Annotated in this window: 11 protein-coding genes and 1 pseudogene; 2 read left to right on the top strand and 10 right to left on the bottom strand. The window is 71.3% G+C overall.

Features of this window, described 5'->3' with window-relative positions:
• Positions 1 to 81 precede the first annotated feature (81 nt).
• Complete coding sequence (locus tag LN251_RS22370; protein ID WP_458245930.1) at positions 82 to 1,743, bottom strand: PucR family transcriptional regulator; 1,662 nt, start codon at positions 1,741 to 1,743, stop codon at positions 82 to 84.
• A gap of 143 nt (positions 1,744 to 1,886) precedes the next feature.
• Positions 1,887 to 4,004 carry an ATP-binding protein gene (locus tag LN251_RS22365; RefSeq protein WP_458245929.1) on the bottom strand — a complete coding sequence of 706 codons (2,118 nt, stop codon included), beginning with the start codon at positions 4,002 to 4,004 and terminating at the stop codon, positions 1,887 to 1,889.
• Positions 4,005 to 4,300: 296 nt separating this feature from the next.
• On the opposite strand from LN251_RS22365, the gene gabT reads away from it, so the two are divergent.
• Positions 4,301 to 5,635, top strand: a complete 1,335-nt coding sequence (gene gabT / locus LN251_RS22360; RefSeq protein WP_458245928.1) for a 4-aminobutyrate--2-oxoglutarate transaminase — start codon at positions 4,301 to 4,303, stop codon at positions 5,633 to 5,635.
• Positions 5,636 to 5,811: 176 nt separating this feature from the next.
• A pseudogene (locus tag LN251_RS22355) lies at positions 5,812 to 6,586 on the top strand (phosphatase PAP2 family protein); the annotation flags it as partial.
• A 23-nt stretch (positions 6,587 to 6,609) separates the two neighbouring features.
• Here LN251_RS22355 and LN251_RS22350 read toward each other — a convergent pair.
• The 8 genes from LN251_RS22350 to LN251_RS22315 form a co-directional block, all read right to left on the bottom strand.
• Positions 6,610 to 8,415, bottom strand: coding sequence for a chitinase (locus LN251_RS22350; protein WP_458245927.1), 1,806 nt, complete (start codon positions 8,413 to 8,415; stop codon positions 6,610 to 6,612).
• A gap of 82 nt (positions 8,416 to 8,497) precedes the next feature.
• Positions 8,498 to 8,944, bottom strand: a complete 447-nt coding sequence (locus tag LN251_RS22345; RefSeq protein WP_458245926.1) for a hypothetical protein — start codon at positions 8,942 to 8,944, stop codon at positions 8,498 to 8,500.
• Between the two features lie 123 nt (positions 8,945 to 9,067).
• A complete protein-coding gene (locus LN251_RS22340) occupies positions 9,068 to 10,486 on the bottom strand; it encodes an NAD(P)/FAD-dependent oxidoreductase (RefSeq protein WP_458245925.1) in 1,419 nt (472 codons plus the stop codon).
• A gap of 51 nt (positions 10,487 to 10,537) precedes the next feature.
• A complete protein-coding gene (locus LN251_RS22335; protein ID WP_249836139.1) occupies positions 10,538 to 11,338 on the bottom strand; it encodes an ABC transporter permease in 801 nt (266 codons plus the stop codon).
• Positions 11,339 to 12,268 (bottom strand): ABC transporter permease, encoded by a 930-nt coding sequence (locus LN251_RS22330; protein ID WP_362987581.1) that lies wholly within the window; start codon positions 12,266 to 12,268, stop codon positions 11,339 to 11,341.
• Positions 12,268 to 13,425 (bottom strand): ABC transporter ATP-binding protein, encoded by a 1,158-nt coding sequence (locus tag LN251_RS22325; protein WP_383664983.1) that lies wholly within the window; start codon positions 13,423 to 13,425, stop codon positions 12,268 to 12,270. The genes LN251_RS22330 and LN251_RS22325 overlap by 1 nt, the downstream gene beginning before the upstream one ends.
• Positions 13,426 to 13,430: 5 nt before the next feature.
• Positions 13,431 to 14,678 (bottom strand): ABC transporter substrate-binding protein, encoded by a 1,248-nt coding sequence (locus LN251_RS22320; protein ID WP_458245924.1) that lies wholly within the window; start codon positions 14,676 to 14,678, stop codon positions 13,431 to 13,433.
• 55 nt (positions 14,679 to 14,733) lie between these two features.
• Positions 14,734 to 16,269 (bottom strand): gamma-aminobutyraldehyde dehydrogenase, encoded by a 1,536-nt coding sequence (locus LN251_RS22315; RefSeq protein ID WP_458245923.1) that lies wholly within the window; start codon positions 16,267 to 16,269, stop codon positions 14,734 to 14,736.
• Positions 16,270 to 16,400 lie beyond the last annotated feature (131 nt).

The raw sequence follows: 16,400 nt of genomic DNA, 5'->3' as shown, positions 1-16,400 counted from the left end.
GTCCACGGTAGGGCGGGGCGTCCGGGGAGGCGTTTGTCCAGGGTGGAGCAGTGCCGGCCGGCGGCACTACGGTTTGGCACCTCAGCCGTTCTCCGCCGCCACCGCCTTCAGGGCCAGCCACAGCTCCATCCGCACGTCCGGGTCGTCCAGCGAGCGGCCCAGGATCTCCTCCACCCGCCGCATCCGGTAGCGCAGCGTGTGCCGGTGCACCCCGAGGTCGGCGGCGGCCGCGTCCCACTGGCCGTGCCGTGACAGCCAGGCCCGCAGCGAGGCCACCAGGTCGCCCCGCCCGGTCGCGTCGTGCTCGTACAGCGGCCGCAGCAGCCCGTCGGCGAACGCCTTCACCGCGTCGTCCGCCAGCAGCGGCACCACCGACCCGGCCGCCAGCTGCTCGTGCTCCACGTACGCCCGGCCCCGCCGCCGGGCCACCGACAGCGCCTGCTCGGCCTGCTTGTAGGCGGCGGCAGCGGCGACCGGCCCCACCGGCGCCGACACCCCCACCACCAGCTCGTCCTCGTCTGTGCCGCCGGTCTGCTCGCGCACGGCCGTCCCGGTCCGCGCGGCCTCCAGCGCCGCCGCGTACTGCGCGCAGGCCGCGAGCGCCGCGCCCCCGTCCGCCGCGAGCACGACCAGCCGCAGCCCGTCGCCGTCCCCCTCGGGCACCACCAGCACGGCCTCCCCGGCGCGTGCGGCGGCCGACTCCACGGCCTCGGTCAGCGCGGCGAACGGATCGCCGTGCGGGGCGTTGGCGGCCACTCCCGCCGGGGCGTGCGAGTCGACGGACATCCGCGGTGCCGACGGGGTCGCTTCGGCGACGATCATCCGGAAGGGCGCGTCGAGCAGCCCGCCGTACAGCCCGCCCGCCACGGCGCGCGCGTGGTCCGGCTCCCCGGCGAGCAGCATCCTGAGCACCGCGGCCCCGAGCCGCTGCTCGGCGGCGTGCAGGGACCGCGACCGTTCCGTGGTGAGGGTCAGCAGCGCGATCGCCGAGTGGACGGCGTAGCGCTCGGCGGTGCCGGGCGCCGCGGCCGTCCCGACGGCCAGCGCGGCACGCGGCCGCCGCCCGGTGCCGAGCGAGTGCAGCTCGACGCGGTCCTCGTTCTCCGGGCCGCCCACCACCGACGACGCCGGCGCCGGCCGCTCGCGCAGCCGCTCCACGTCCGCCGTCAGCCGCGCGGCCCGCCGTCCCGCCCACTCCGGCGCGGCGGCCACGACGGTGCCGGAGGCGTCGTAGAGCGCCGCCCAGCCGTCGACCTGCGAGGCGAGCGCGGCCAGCAGGCCCTCGGGTCCCTCGGCGATGGCCTGCTTGGTCAGCTCGCGCTGGGCGGCGAAGCCCGCCGTCACCGCCCGGTACTGGTCCGCCGCGTTCGCCGCGGACACCGCCTTGCTGATGGCCAGGAAGGGGGTGCGGCGTGGCACCTCCAGGAGCGGCAGCCCCTCCTCCTCGGCCGCGTCGACGAGCGCCTTGGGTGTCTCCTCGTAGTTGACGCCGACGGCGAAGCCGAGCCCGACGACCCCGGCCCCCACCAGCCGCTTCACATAGCGGCGCATCGCCTCCGGGTCCTCCGCGTCCAGCTTCAGCGCGGTGATCAGCAGCAGCTCCCCGCCCTCCATGTAGGGCACGGGGTCGGCGAGCTCGCTGACGTGGGCCCAGCGGACGGGCACGTCCAGACGGTCCCCGCCCGCCCGCACGGCCAGCTTGAGCGCGGAGTGGTGGACGAGCGCGGCGAGGGTCAGGGGCATGGGGCCTTCAGGTCTGCGAGGCTCGGACGGGCTGCGGGGATCGGGCGAACCTTGTGATCATTTGGCCGTCACGTATGAACGCCCTATGGCGATTCTGCCTCACCGTACGGTCCCCCGGTCACCCGAAAGCGCGGACCCGAAGGTCACTGCCCCCGCAGGTCCACCAGCAGCGGAGGCGCGTGCTCGCCCTTCACGTCGGTCAGTGACAGCACCGCGTGCCCCGGCGGCACCCCGTGCGCCAGCTCGGACGCCGACCAGCGCTCACGCTCGACCTGGCGGACGGTGACGGCGCGCTGGGTCGGCGCCTTGCCGGTGATCACGCGGCGCAGCATGTGCAGGGCCTTCCCGGCGGGCGTCTCGGCGATGATCTGCCGGTCGGTGACGTCCCGCGCCTCGATCCACTCCTTGCCCCACACCTCGGCGAAGTCCTGCCCGTCCCACGGGGTCAGACCGGACAGCGCCATACGGCACCCGGCGGCGCCGAGCAGCGGACCGCGCAGCGGCCTCGGCACGTCGTCCAGCGTGCGCAGGGTGAGCACGGCGCCCGCGTTCGCCGACCGCAGCCGCTGGATGCCGCGCACCGCCTCCGGGGTGACGACCCCGGTCGCGTCGTCCAGCACCAGACAGGCGAACAGCGACCGGTCATCGCGCACCACCACGCTCGCCGTGAACTGCGCGAGCACCAGCCGGGCCAACATCCGCGAGGCGTCCGCGTGGCCGCGCTCGGGGAGGTCGACCCGGACCCGCACCGGGTGGTCGAGGGCTTTCAGCGAGAACGGCTTCGTCTGCCCCGAGGTGTCGAAGAACCCGGCGAAGGCGGGCCTGTCGAGCAGGGCGATGCGGTCCGCGAGGACCGACGCGACATCCCCGGGGTGCGCCGACTGCCGCTCCCGGGCGTCCAGTTCACGCACCAGCGACTCCTGCCCGGAGCCCTCCAGCGCGGTCCGCAGCGCGGCCAGCGGACCGGGCGCCCCGTCCAGCAGCTGCCGCAGCTCCGGTACGGACGGGAAGCGGCCGTGGACCGCCCGGAACGGCCCGAGGAGCTGGGCGAGCACGGTCGTGGAGCGCCGGCTGTCGCTGCCGGGGTGCGGATCGGCGAGGTCCCCGACGAGCGCCTCGGCGAGCACGGCGGCGGCCTCGTCGGGGTCGCCCGTCCCGCCGTACAGGTCGAGGTCGTACACCGATTCCGGATGGCCGATGCGTACGACCACGTCGTAGGCGTCGGCCGGTCCGAGCCCGGCGCCCGCAGCGCCGACCACGACGACCGCGGCGCGCCCGGCGAGGGCGTGCAGGCACAGCGACTCGGCGAGCGGCCGGATCACCGTGCCGGTCTTGCCGGAGCCGGCCGGACCGACCGCCAGCAGGGAGGTGCCGAGCAGGTCGGGGCCGAGGGCGAGCCCGGCCCCGCGGTAGGCGTAGGGGTTGCGCGGGTCGTCGGCGGCGGTGCCGAGCCGCACCTGACCGGTGAGCAGGTCGTGGCGGGCGATCCGGGCGGGCAGGTCCCGCTCGCCGGAGGGGTGCAGGCAGGCGGCGGAGCCGCTCTCGAGCACGGCGCCGGTGAAGGCGGCGAGGTCGTGGCGGCCGCTGCGCACGCCCTGCCAGGCGCGGGAGATACGGGCGTGGTCGACGTCCCGCATCAGACCGGCGCGGGCATCGGCGGCGAGCCGCTCGGCGGCCTCGACGGCGCCGACGGCGCGCAGCTGGGGCCACTCGGCGGGATCCTGTTCGGGGGCGGGCGGCCGTTCGGTGCGGGCGGCGGAGGTCTTTCCGCTCCAGGCCGGCGGGCCGTAGCGGCGCCAGATCTCCGACCAGCGGCCGAGCCGGCCCACCCCGATCATGATGACGACGGCGATGAGCACGTAATAGGCGTAGACGACCACGACGGAGGCGAAGCTGTGCGGCGAGGCCCAGGAGTCGGGGATCATCGCGTAGAGCGGGAGCAGCCACCAGCCGCCGAGGTAGCCGTTCCACAGCAGCGACCAGATCAGCCAGCCGACGAGGAAGGCGATCAGCGCGCCGCTGATCAGCTGGCGGGCGGGGATGAGCTCCGGTTCCTCCGCCGCCCGGGGCCGGTGCCCGAACCGCCACACACCGGGCAGCGCCTCGGGCCGCGGCGTCCGCAGCCAGGCCAGGAACGCCGAGCCGTCGGGCCGCGGCGGCACGCCCGGGGCCTCCGTGGGCATCGGTGGTACACCGGAGCGTGCCCGTGGCACAGGATTTGCCTGCCTACCCCGCGCGTCCTGCGTCCCGTCGCTGTCCATCGCCCTCGCTCCCCGACCAGCCGCTTCCGTCGACCCTCAGCGGTCAATCTAACGCCCTCACCAAGGGAGTTCAGCGATTACGGGGCCGGGCGGCCACGTCCGTTCCGGACGGGGTCCGGCGGCGGTGCCGTACGGTCGTCCCGGGGCGGCGACGGCCGGACGGACGGCGCGCTATGTCCACCGCGGACAACCGGAATCGCCGACAACGCCCACATGGAGCATGCCCACTCCCCTCCCCCCGCCCTAGCCTGCGAGAAAAGAAGGCAAGAAACCGCAATTCCCCCCAGGAGCCCCTCATGAGCGCACTTCCGCAGGAGCGCCGCGTCGTCACCGCCATCCCCGGCCCGAAGTCGCAGGAGCTGCAGGCCCGCCGTACCGCCGCGGTCGCGCAGGGCGTGGGCTCCGTGCTGCCCGTCTTCACCGCGCGCGCGGGCGGCGGGATCATCGAGGACGTCGACGGCAACCGCCTGATCGACTTCGGTTCCGGCATCGCCGTGACGAGCGTGGGCGCCTCCGCCGAGGCCGTCGTACGCCGGGCGTCCGCGCAGCTCGCGGACTTCACCCACACCTGTTTCATGGTCACCCCGTACGAGGGCTACGTAGCGGTCGCCGAGGCGCTCGCCGAGCTCACGCCGGGTGACCACGCGAAGAAGTCGGCGCTGTTCAACTCCGGCGCCGAGGCCGTCGAGAACGCCGTCAAGATCGCCCGCGCGTACACCAAGCGGCAGGCCGTCGTCGTGTTCGACCACGGCTACCACGGCCGCACCAACCTCACGATGGCGCTGACCGCGAAGAACATGCCGTACAAGCACGGCTTCGGTCCGTTCGCGCCCGAGGTGTACCGCGTCCCCGTGGCCTACGGCTACCGCTGGCCCACCGGCCCGGAGAACGCCGGCCCCGAGGCCGCCGCGCAGGCCATCGACCAGATCACCAAGCAGGTCGGCCCGGAGAACGTGGCCGCGATCATCATCGAGCCGGTGCTCGGTGAGGGCGGCTTCATCGAGCCCGCCAAGGGCTTCCTGCCGGCGATCAGCAAGTTCGCCTCGGACAACGGCATCGTCTTCGTCGCCGACGAGATCCAGTCCGGCTTCTGCCGCACCGGCCAGTGGTTCGCGTGCGAGGACGAGGGCATCGTCCCCGACCTGATCACCACCGCCAAGGGCATCGCGGGCGGCCTGCCGCTCGCCGCCGTCACCGGCCGCGCCGAGATCATGGACGCCGCGCACGCGGGCGGCCTGGGCGGCACCTACGGCGGCAACCCGGTGGCCTGCGCCGGTGCGCTCGGCGCCATCGAGACCATGAAGGAGCTCGACCTCAACGCCCGGGCGAAGGACATCGAGGCGGTCATGAAGTCGCGTCTGACCGCGATGGCCGAGAAGTTCGACGTCATCGGCGACGTCCGCGGTCGCGGCGCGATGATCGCCATCGAGCTGGTCAAGGACCGCGCCACCAAGGAGCCGAACCCGGAGGCGACCGCCGCGCTGGCGAAGGCCTGCCACCAGGAGGGCCTGCTGGTCCTGACCTGTGGCACCTACGGCAACGTGCTCCGCTTCCTGCCCCCGCTGGTCATCGGCGAGGACCTCCTCAACGAGGGCCTCGACATCATCGAGCAGGCGTTCGCGCGTATCTGAGCCGAGCGGAATCCGCAGCTCGTCCCCAGGGTGCGCCCATGCGGATTCCGCCGAGCGGCAGGCCGTGTGAAGAACGTGTGCGGGGTGGATGGCGGGACGGGTTTGTGCCTGTCTTCGGCCACCGAGCTGCCGTAGGTTCTACCCAGATGAGAGATACACCCCGCCCACAGGGGACTGTGGGCGAACTCAGGCCGTGGCCTCCCCAGCTACGACCTGGTCGTGCCCTCGCGCACACTCCCGGAGCTTCCGGCTCCGGATCTCCTCACCGATCGGACAGTCGCCCGCCCCAAACCCCCCGGGGTGGGCGTCGATCCGGTCTGGACGGCCGCCTCGGAATCACCCCCCCTGTTCCGGGGCGGCCGACCCTCCTCTTCCTCCTTCTCGGGCTTCCCGCCCTCTGCTTCGCGCTCATCACCTGGCAGGTCGTCTCCGGCGGCCTGCTTCTGCGCGTGGACGCACGGATCAGCCACGCCCTCGTCGACCCCGTGCGCCTCTACGGCGCCCTCGCCGATCTGGGCAACGTCACCGTCGCGGTCCCGGTTCTCGCCGCCACCGTCGGGTACGTCGCCTGGCGGGGCCGGACCGCCGGTCTGCACCGGTGGTGGCTGCCGCCCCTCGCGGCGGCCGTCCTGATGGCCCTGGTCCCGGCGCTGGTGGTCCCGCTCAAGGTGCTGGTGGACCGGCCGGGCCCGCCGGTCACGGGCCCCGGCACCGGCTACTACCCCTCCGGCCACACGGCCACCGCGTCCGTCGCCTACGGCGCGGCGACCCTGCTCCTCCTCCCCTGGCTGCGCGGCGCCCGCGTGCGCCGCGCGCTCGTCGCCGTCTGCGCCGTCGTCAACCTCGCCGTCGGCTGGGGCCCTGGTCCGGCGCGGCTACCACTGGCCACTGGACGTCGTGGCCAGCTGGTGCCTGTGCGCGGTGCTGCTGACGGGCCTGTGGGTGTTTCTGGGTGGGAGCGGCCGAGACGGCCGTCAGCCGAAGTAGCCGTCGAAGGTCTTCTGGAACTCCCAGTTGGCGTAGCGGTCCCAGTTGACCGACCAGGTCATCAGGCCGCGCAGGGCCGGCCAGGTGCCGTGGGTGGGGTACGAGCCGCAGCCGGACCTCTTCGTCAGGCAGTCGAGGGTCTTCACCACCTCGGCCGGCGCCACGTAGCCGTTGCCCGCGTTCGTGGACGCCGGCATGCCGATGGCCACCTGGTCGGGGCGCAGCGGCGGGAAGACGTTGTTCGCGTCGCCCGCGACGGGGAAGCCCGTGAGCAGCATGTCGGTCATGGCGATGTGGAAGTCGGCGCCGCCCATGGAGTGGTACTGGTTGTCGAGGCCCATGATCGGGCCGGAGTTGTAGTCCTGGACGTGCAGCAGGGTCAGGTCGTCGCGCAGGGCGTGGATGACCGGCAGATAGGCCCCGCACCGCGGGTCCTGGCCGCCCCACTTGCCGGTGCCGTAGTACTGGTGGCCCATCTGCACGAAGAAGGTCTCCGGGGCCATCGTCAGCACGAACTTCGAGCCGTATCTGGCCTTCAGGGTCTTGAGCGCCGAGATGAGGTTCACGATCACCGGGGTCTTGGGGTTCCTGAAGTCGGTGTCGTCGGCGTTCAGGGACAGCGAGTGGCCCTCGAAGTCGATGTCCAGGCCGTCGAGGCCGTAGGTGTCGATGATGTTCGAGACGGAGGAGACGAAGGCGTCCCGGGCGGCGGTGGTGGTGAGCTGGACCTGGCCGTTCTGGCCGCCGATCGAGATCAGCACCTTCTTGCCCGCCGCCTGCTTGGCCTTGATCGCCGCCTTGAAGTCGGCGTCGGACTCGGCGTTCGGGCATTCGGTGACGGGACAGCGGGTGAAGCGGATGTCGCCGGAGGTGGCGGAGGTCGGCTCGCCGAAGGCCAGGTCGATGACGTCCCAGCTGTCGGGGACGTCGGCCAGGCGCGTGTAGCCGGAGCCGTTGGCGAAGCTCGCGTGCAGGTAGCCGACCAGGGCGTGGGCGGGCAGGTCCGGGGTGCCGCCCGAGGAGCCGGCCGTGGTGGTGGCGGTGACGGTCGCCGACCGCGCGGACTCGCCCGCGGCGTTCACGGCGGCGACCTGGAATCCGTACGCGGTGGACGGGGGCAGACCGGTCACGGTGGCCGAAGTGCCGCTCGCCGTCTGGACCTTGGTGCCGTCGCGGTAGATCGCGTAGCTGGTCGCGCCGGTGACCGCCGACCAGGACAGGGTTACGGAGGAGGAGGTGACGGCGGTGACCGCGAGACCGGTGGGGGCGGCCGGCGGCTGTCCGGCGCTCGCGCCCGGGCCGGTGAGGGAGATGTCGTCGGCGTAGTACGCGCCGGTGCCGTACCAGCCGTGGGTGTAGAGCGTGACCCGGGTGGTGGCCGGGCCGGTGCGGAAGCTCGTCGTCAGCGGTTGCCAGTCGGGGGCGGACTGGGTCCAGGTGGAGACGTCGGTGGTGCCGGTGCCGGACGCGCCGAGGTAGACGTAGGAGCCGCGGACGTAGCCGGACAGCGTGTACTGCGCGTCCGGCTGAACGGTCACCGTCTGCGCGCACTGCGCGTTGTCGCTGCCGGCCGGGGTCGCCTGCAGGGCCGCGTCGCCGCTGTGCACGGGTGAGCCGACCGTCGTTCCCGCCGTGCAGTTCCAGCCGTCCAGGCCGGACTCGAAGCCTCCGTTGAGGGCGAGGTCCGCGTCGGCCGCACGGGCGGCCGACGAGAGCGCGGTGATGCCGGGCAGGGCCAGCAGGGCGGCCGTGAGCGCGGCGAGGACGGGCCTGGTGCGTCTGGGGCGATCCACGAGAACCTCCGGACAGGGGAAGGGGAGGGTGGAGCGCGCCCAACTTGGTCCAGACCAATCCGGTTGTCAAGACCTCCCGTCGTCAGCCGCCGTCGGCCAGACCGGCCGCCGCCTCGTGCATCGCCAGTTCGAGCAGGGCCGGGTCGGTGAGGGTCCCTGAGCCGTCCGGGGGCACCAGCCAGCGGACACCGCCGGTGGCGCGGCCCGGGTAGGGCACCACGATCCAGGTGCCGGCCCCGGCCGTGCGGATGCCGGTGCCCAGCCAGCGGGCGGCCGTGCCGGGCGGCACGAAGAAGCCCATCCGGTTGTCGCCGAAGTCCACGAGGACCGGGCCGAGCTGGTCCAGCACCCGGGTGAGCACGTCGAGCGTGGGATAGCCGAGCTCGCCCGGCAGGATCAGCACGTCCCACGCCTTGCCGGCGGGCAGCAACGCGACCCCGAGGGGATTGCGCTCCCACTCCCAGCGGCAGACCTGCGGATCGGGCGCCACCGATGCCAGCCACTCGACCGCCGTCTTCGCCCCGGTCATGGAAAGACCTCCCTCTGCCTCGCGGACGCGGGTTGCGTCACGAGGGAGAGGGAGGTCCACGGCCGGCATTACGCGACTTCGGGCGACTTCCTCGCGGTGAACCGGATCACGCGCCGGCACCCGTCAGCTGTCGAAGCCGAGCCCCAGTCTGTCCATCGTCCGCAGCCAGAGGTTGCGGCGGCCGCCGTGGGAGTCGGCGCGCGCGAGGGACCACTTGGTCAGGGCGATGCCCGTCCAGGCGAAGGGCTCGGGCGGGAAGGGCAGCGGTTTCCTGCGGACCATCTCCAGGGACGTGCGCTCGGTGGGCTCGCCCGCCAGCAGGTCCAGCATCACCTCGGCGCCGAAGCGGGTGGCGCCCACGCCGAGGCCCGTGTAGCCGGCCGCGTACGACACCCTGCCCTGGTGGGCGGTGCCGAAGAACGCCGAGAAGCGCGAGCAGGTGTCGATCGCGCCGCCCCAGGCGTGCGTGAAGCGGACGCCTTCCAGCTGCGGGAAGCAGGTGAAGAAGTGCCCGGCGAGCTTGGCGTAGGTCTCCGGACGGTCGTCGTACTCGCGGCGCACCCGGCCGCCGTAGTGGTGGATCGCGTCGTAGCCGCCCCACAGGATGCGGTTGTCGGCGGACAACCGGAAGTAGTGGAACTGGTTGGCGCTGTCGCCGAGTCCCTGGCGGTTCTTCCAGCCGATCGACGCCAGCTGCTCGGGGCTGAGCGGCTCGGTCATCAGCGCGTAGTCGTAGACCGGGACCGTGTAGGCCCGCACGCGCTTGACCAGGTTCGGGAAGATGTTGGTGCCGAGCGCGACCTTGCGGGCGCGCACCGAGCCGTAGGGGGTGCGTACGGTCATGCCCGCGCCGTACGGCTTCAGGTCGAGGGCGGGGGTGTGCTCGTGGACGCGGACGCCGAGGCGCAGACAGGCCCGCTTCAGACCCCACGCGAGCTTGGCGGGGTTGACCATGGCCACTCCCCTGCGGTCCCACAGGCCCGCCTGGAACGTCGGCGAGTCGACCTGCTCGCGCACCGCGTCGGCGTCCAGGAAGTCGACGCCGTCGGCGAGGCCCTCGCGTTCCATCTGCTCGTACCAGTCGCGCAGTTCCCACGCCTGGTACGTCTCGGTCGCCACGTCGATCTCGCCGGTGCGCTCGAACTCGCAGTCCAGGTCGTGCCGGGCGACCGCCTTCTCGATCTCGTCGAGATTGCGGGCGCCCAGCTCCTCGAGCTTGTGGATCTCCTCGGGCCAGCGGGCCAGGCCGTTGGGCAGCCCGTGGGTGAGGGAGGCGGCGCAGAAGCCGCCGTTGCGGCCGGAGGCGGCCCAGCCCGCCTCCCGGCCTTCCAGCAGGACGACATCCCGGCCGGGGTCGCGCTCCTTGGCGATGAGCGCGGTCCACAGTCCGCTGTAGCCGCCGCCGACGACCAGCAGGTCGCAGGTCTCGGCGCCGGTCAGCGCGGGCTCGGGGTGGGGCTTGCCGGGGTCTTCCAGCCAGTACGGGACCGGCTGGGCTTCGGAGAGTGCCTTCGTCCAACGGCTCATGGCGCTCGGGGCCATGATTTCAACTCCCTACAGAGGGTTTTTCCGGAGCGTTTTTCCGGGAAAGGGCTATGCCTTTTGCTTGTTGCGGCGGTTGCCGATGACCATGGAGGTCAGGACCAGCAGGACGGCGACCAGGAACATGGTCGTACCGATGACGTTGATCTGGACGGGTGTGCCGCGCTGTGCCGAACCCCAGACGAACATGGGGAAGGTGACGGTCGAGCCGGCGTTGAAGTTGGTGATGATGAAGTCGTCGAAGGACAGCGCGAAGGCGAGCAGCGCGCCGGCCGCGATGCCGGGGGCGGCGATGGGCAGGGTGACCCGCAGGAAGGTCTGCGCGGGGCCCGCGTAGAGGTCCTGCGCGGCCTGCTCCAGGCGCGGGTCCATCGACATCACGCGGGCCTTGACCGCGGTGACGACGAAGCTCAGGCAGAACATGATGTGGGCGATGAGGATCGTGTAGAAGCCCAGCTGGGCGCCCATGTTGAGGAACAGGGTGAGCAGCGAGGCGGCCATGACGACCTCGGGCATCGCCATCGGCAGGAAGATCAGCGAGTTCACTGCGCCGCGGGCCCGGAAGCGGTAGCGGACGAGCGCGAAGGCGATCATCGTGCCGAGGACGGTGGCGCCGATCGTCGCCCAGATCGCGATCTGCAGGCTGAGCGACAGCGAGCCGCACATGCCGGCGACCCCGCACGGCTGTTTCCAGGCGTCCAGCGAGAACTGCTGCCACTCGTAGTTGAAGCGGCCCTTCGGTTTGTTGAAGGAGAACACCGTGACGATGACGTTCGGCAGCAGGAGATATCCGAGCGTCAGCAGTCCCGCGATGACGACGAGATTGCGCTTGAGCCATTTGACGAAGGCCATTTAAACCAGATCCTCCGTCCCCGACCTGCGGATGTAGAAGGTGACCATGATGAGGATCGCGGCCATGAGGATGAAGGACAGGGCCGCGGCCGTCGGGTAGTCGAGAATTCTCAGGAACTGCGTCTGGATGACGTTTCCGACCATGCGCGTGTCCGTGGAGCCGAGGAGGTCCGCGTTGACGTAGTCGCCGGCCGCCGGGATGAAGGTCAGCAGCGTGCCGGAGACCACGCCCGGCATCGACAGCGGGAAGGTGACCTTGCGGAAGGTGGTGAACGGCTTGGCGTACAGGTCGCCCGCGGCCTCGTGCAGCCTGCCGTCGATGCGCTCCAGCGAGGTGTACAGCGGCAGGATCATGAACGGCAGGAAGTTGTACGTCAGACCGCAGACGACCGCGAGCGGTGTCGCGAGGACGCGGTCGCCGGCCGTCCAGCCGATCCAGTTGGTCAGGTCCAGGATGTGCAGCGAGTTGAGGGTGTGCACGACCGGGCCGTTGTCGGCGAGGATCGTCTTCCAGGCCAGGGTGCGGATCAGGAAGCTGGTGAAGAACGGCGCTATCACCAGGATCATGATCAGGTTGCGCCAGCGTCCCGCGCGGAAGGCGATCAGGTAGGCCAGCGGATAGCCCAGCAGCAGGCACAGCACGGTCGCGGCGCCCGCGTAGAGCACCGAGCGCAGGAACTGCGGCCAGTACTCGGACAGCGCGTCCCAGTAGGTCGCGAAGTGCCAGGTGACCTTGTAGCCCTGCTCCAGGGAGCCCGTCTGCACGGACGTGGAGGCCTGGTAGATCATCGGCAGCGCGAAGAAGACGATCAGCCAGAGGATGCCGGGCAGCAGGAGCCAGTACGGCACCATGCGGCCGCGTTTGCGCGGCGGCTTCTTCTCCGGCGCGGTGGGGGCGAGAGGCGGCGGGGCCTCGGTGACGGCGGCCATCAGGCGGCGTCCTCCTCGACCTCGGCGACACCGGCGTCGATGTCCTGTGCCGCGTCCAGGCCGAAGGTGTGCGCCGGGTTCCAGTGCAGGACCACCTCGGCGCCGGGCACGAGCCGGGCGTCGCGGTCTATGTTCTGGGCGTAGACCTCGAACTCGGGGCAGACCGGGCTGTCGATGACGTACTGCGTGGAGACGCCGATGAAGGAGGAGTCGGCGATCCGGCCGGTGATGCGGTTGCGGCCCTCGGCGATCTCGCCGGCGTCGTCGGCGTGGGTGAGGGATATCTTCTCCGGCCGCACCCCGACCAGCACCTTGCCGCCGGCCGTCGTGGGCGCGGAGCAGCGCGCCTCGGGCAGCACCAGCTTGCCGCCGCCCGCCCGCAGCACGATGTCGTCGCCGCTCTTGGTGTCGACCTCGGCCTCGATCAGGTTGGAGGTGCCGAGGAAGTTGGCGACGAACGTCGTCTGCGGGTTCTCGTACAGGTCGGCGGGCGAGCCGAGCTGCTCGACGGTGCCCGCGTTCATCACGGCGACCGTGTCGGCCATGGTCATGGCCTCCTCCTGGTCGTGCGTGACGTGGATGAAGGTGATGCCGACCTCGGTCTGGATGCGCTTGAGCTCCAGCTGCATCTGGCGGCGCAGCTTCAGGTCGAGGGCGCCGAGGGGCTCGTCGAGCAGGAGCACCTTGGGGTGGTTGATCAGGGCGCGGGCCACGGCCACGCGCTGCTGCTGGCCACCGGAGAGCTGGTGCGGTTTCTTGCGCGCCTGCTCGCCGAGCTGGACCAGCTCCAGCATCTCCTCGACCTGTTTCTTCACGCTCTTGATGCCGCGCCGGCGCAGACCGAAGGCGACGTTCTCGAAGATGTCGAGGTGCGGGAAGAGGGCGTAGGACTGGAAGACGGTGTTCACCGGGCGCTTGTACGGCGGCAGGTTGGTGACCTCCTGGTCGCCGAGGTGGACGGCGCCCGTGGTGGGCTCCTCCAGGCCGGCGATCATGCGCAGGGTGGTCGTCTTGCCGCAGCCGGAGGCGCCGAGCAGGGCGAAGAAGGAGCCCTGGGGGACGGTCAGGTCGAGCGGCCGGACCGCGGTGAAGCCGTTGTCGTACGTCTTGCTGATACCGGAGAGGCGGACGTCGCCGCTGTTGTCTGTCGTCGTCATCTTCGTCACGCCCCTGTGAGCTTCGCGAACTTCTGCTGGAAAGCCGTCTCTTCCTTCGCGCTCAGCGAGCGGAAGGCGTGGGACTTCGCCTGCATGGCCTTGTCGGGAACGATCAGCGGGTTCTTCGCCGCCGACTTGTCGATCTTGGCGAGGTAGGGCACCACGCCCGCGACCGGGCTCACGTAGTTGATGTAGGCGGCGAGTTCGGCGGCCGGTTCGAGCTCGTAGTAGTAGTCGATGAGCCGTTCGGCGTTCGTCTTGTGCCGGGCCTTGTTGGGGATCAGCATGTTGTCGGTCGACGTCATGTAGCCGCTGTCGGGGATGACATAGCCGACGTCCGGGTTGTCCGCCTGCAACTGCACGATGTCGCCGCCCCAGGCGACGCACGCGGCGAAGTCGCCCTTGGTGAGGTCGGACGTGTAGTCGTTGCCGGTGAAGCGGCGGATCTGGCCCTTGTCGACGGCCTTCTGGAGGCGGGCGATGACCGCGTCGTAGTCGTCGGCGGTGAACTTCCCCGGGTCCTTGCCCATGTCCAGCATGGTCATGCCGACGGAGTCGCGCATCTCGGTCAGGAACCCGACCCGGCCCTTGAGCTTGGGGTTGTCCAGCAGGTCGGAGATCGACTTCACCTCGACGCCGTCGAGGGCCTTCTTGTTGTACGCGATGACGGTGGAGATGCCCTGCCAGACGTACGAGTAGGCGCGGCCCGGGTCCCAGTCGGGGCTGCGGAACTGCTCCGAGAGGTTGGCGTAGGCGTGCGGCAGGTTCGAGGAGTCCAGCTTCTGCACGTAGCCGAGCCGGATCATGCGGGCGGCCAGCCAGTCGGTGAGGACGATCAGGTCCCGGCCGGTGTCCTGGCCGGCGGCGAGCTGCGGCTGGATCTTGCCGAAGAACTCGTCGTTGTCGTTGATGTCCTCGGTGTACTTGACCGAGATGCCCGTCCGTTTGCGGAACGCGTCCAGCGTCGGGTGGTGTTTCTCGCTGTCGTCCACGTCGATGTACTCGGGCCAGTTGGAGAAGTTCACCACCTTCTCCTTGGCCGAGTGGTCGTCGGCGGACACTCCGCCGCTGGTCTTGCCGGCGGCGGGGATGCCGCAGCCGCTCAGCGTCGCGAGACCGCCGAGGGCGAGCGCGCCGCCGGCGGAGGCACGCATCAGGGACCGGCGGGTCATCGCCGCCCGGCCGTTGCGAAGGCTGCGCCGCATCGCGGCCGCCACGACCGGCGACAGGCGGTCGGGCTCGTACTGCTCCATGCGCGTGGTGCCCTTTCGGGAGTGGCGGCCGCGGGTCGGGCGGCCTGTTCTGCTGCTATCGGTCCCCGAAGATCGTGCGGTGCCAGTCCTTGCGGGCCACCGCCGTATTGTCGAACATGACGTGCTTGATCTGCGTGTATTCCTCGAACGAATACGAGGACATGTCCTTGCCGAAGCCGGACGCCTTGTACCCGCCGTGGGGCATCTCGCTGATGATCGGAATGTGGTCGTTGACCCAGACGCAACCCGCCTTGATCTCGCGGGTGGCGCGGTTGGCCCGGTAGACGTCCCGGCTCCAGGCGGAGGCGGCGAGGCCGTACGGGGTGTCGTTGGCGAGGGCGATGCCCTCGTCGTCGCTGTCGAACGGCAGGACCACCAGCACCGGGCCGAACAGCTCGGACTGGACGATCTCGCTGTCCTGGGCGACGTCCGCGACCAGGGTAGGCCGGTAGTAGGCGCCCTTGGCGAGTTCGCCGTCGGGCGCCTCGCCGCCGGTGACCACGCGCGCGTAGGAACGCGCCCGCTCGACGAAGCCGGCGACCCGGTCGCGCTGCACATGGGAGATGAGCGGGCCGAGGTCGGTGCCGGGGGCGAACGGGTCGCCCAGCCGGACGGTCTCCATCAGGGCGGCCGTCCGCTCGACGAAGGCGTCGTACAGGGGCCGCTGCACGTACGCGCGCGTGGCGGCCGTGCAGTCCTGCCCGGTGTTGATGAGGGCGCCCGCGACGGCGCCGTGCACGGCCGCCTCCAGGTCGGCGTCGTCGAAGACGACGAAGGGGGCCTTGCCGCCGAGCTCCAGGTGCAGGCGCTTGACGGTCGCGGTGGCGATCTCGGCGACGCGCTTGCCGACGGCGGTGGAGCCGGTGAAGGAGGTCATCGCGACGTCGGGGTGCCCGACGAGGTGCTCGCCGGCCTCCCTGCCGGTGCCGGTGACGATGTTGACGACACCGTCCGGGATGCCGGCGTCGGTGGCGGCCTGCGCGAACATCAGCGAGGTGAGCGGGGTGAGCTCGGCGGGCTTGAGCACGATCGTGTTGCCCGCGGCGATCGCCGGGAGGATCTTCCAGGCGGCCATCTGGAGGGGGTAGTTCCAGGGCGCGATGGAGCCGACCACGCCGATGGGCTCGCGCCGGACGTACGAGGTGTGGTCGCCGGAGTACTCGCCGGCGGACTGTCCCTGCAGGTGCCGGGCGGCGCCCGCGAAGAACGCGGTGTTGTCGATGGTGCCCGGCACGTCGAACTCGCGGGTCAGCTTCAAGGGCTTTCCGCACTGCAGGGACTCGGCGCGGGCGAAGTCCTCGGCGCGGTCGGCGAGCACGGCGGCGAACCGGTGCAGGGCGTCCGAGCGCTCGCCCGGGGTCAGGCCCGCCCAGCCGGGAAACGCCGCGCGGGCGGCGGCGACGGCGGCGTCCACGTCGTCGGTGCCGGCCAGTTCGTAGGTGAAGACCTCCTCGCCGGTCGCCGGGTCGACGACGGCGTGCGTGCGGCCGGACGTGCCCTTGGTGAGGCGGCCCGCGATGAACTGCGCGCCGTCCGCGAAGCGGTCCTGCGCGGGGAATCGTTCCGGGGTGGGCGTGCCCGGGTTCTGCATGTCGCTCTCCTCCGCCGTCGCCCCGCGTCCAAAGGGGGCGGGTGGCGTAGCTCCAGCTCGATTTGAGTGCCGATCCTGACAGAGCAATAGCGGTCCTACAAGTGATTCCGTTGTTGCCTTTCGGTTACGCG

The organism is Streptomyces sp. MAI_2237 (assembly GCF_054189285.1).
The sequence above is the reverse complement of the archived record's forward strand: the minus strand, read 5'-3'. Positions and strand labels throughout refer to the sequence as shown.

Bases quoted from the DNA above. Each gene is read 5' to 3' on its own strand.
- LN251_RS22370 (WP_458245930.1), bottom strand. From the start codon at position 1,743: ATGCCCCTGACCCTCGCCGCGCTCGTCCACCACTCCGCGCTCAAGCTG.
- LN251_RS22365 (WP_458245929.1), bottom strand. From the start codon at position 4,004: ATGGACAGCGACGGGACGCAGGACGCGCGGGGTAGGCAGGCAAATCCT.
- gabT (WP_458245928.1), top strand. From the start codon at position 4,301: ATGAGCGCACTTCCGCAGGAGCGCCGCGTCGTCACCGCCATCCCCGGC.
- LN251_RS22345 (WP_458245926.1), bottom strand. From the start codon at position 8,944: ATGACCGGGGCGAAGACGGCGGTCGAGTGGCTGGCATCGGTGGCGCCC.
- LN251_RS22340 (WP_458245925.1), bottom strand. From the start codon at position 10,486: ATGGCCCCGAGCGCCATGAGCCGTTGGACGAAGGCACTCTCCGAAGCC.
- LN251_RS22335 (WP_249836139.1), bottom strand. From the start codon at position 11,338: ATGGCCTTCGTCAAATGGCTCAAGCGCAATCTCGTCGTCATCGCGGGA.
- LN251_RS22330 (WP_362987581.1), bottom strand. From the start codon at position 12,268: ATGGCCGCCGTCACCGAGGCCCCGCCGCCTCTCGCCCCCACCGCGCCG.
- LN251_RS22325 (WP_383664983.1), bottom strand. From the start codon at position 13,425: ATGACGACGACAGACAACAGCGGCGACGTCCGCCTCTCCGGTATCAGC.
- LN251_RS22320 (WP_458245924.1), bottom strand. From the start codon at position 14,678: ATGGAGCAGTACGAGCCCGACCGCCTGTCGCCGGTCGTGGCGGCCGCG.
- LN251_RS22315 (WP_458245923.1), bottom strand. From the start codon at position 16,269: ATGCAGAACCCGGGCACGCCCACCCCGGAACGATTCCCCGCGCAGGAC.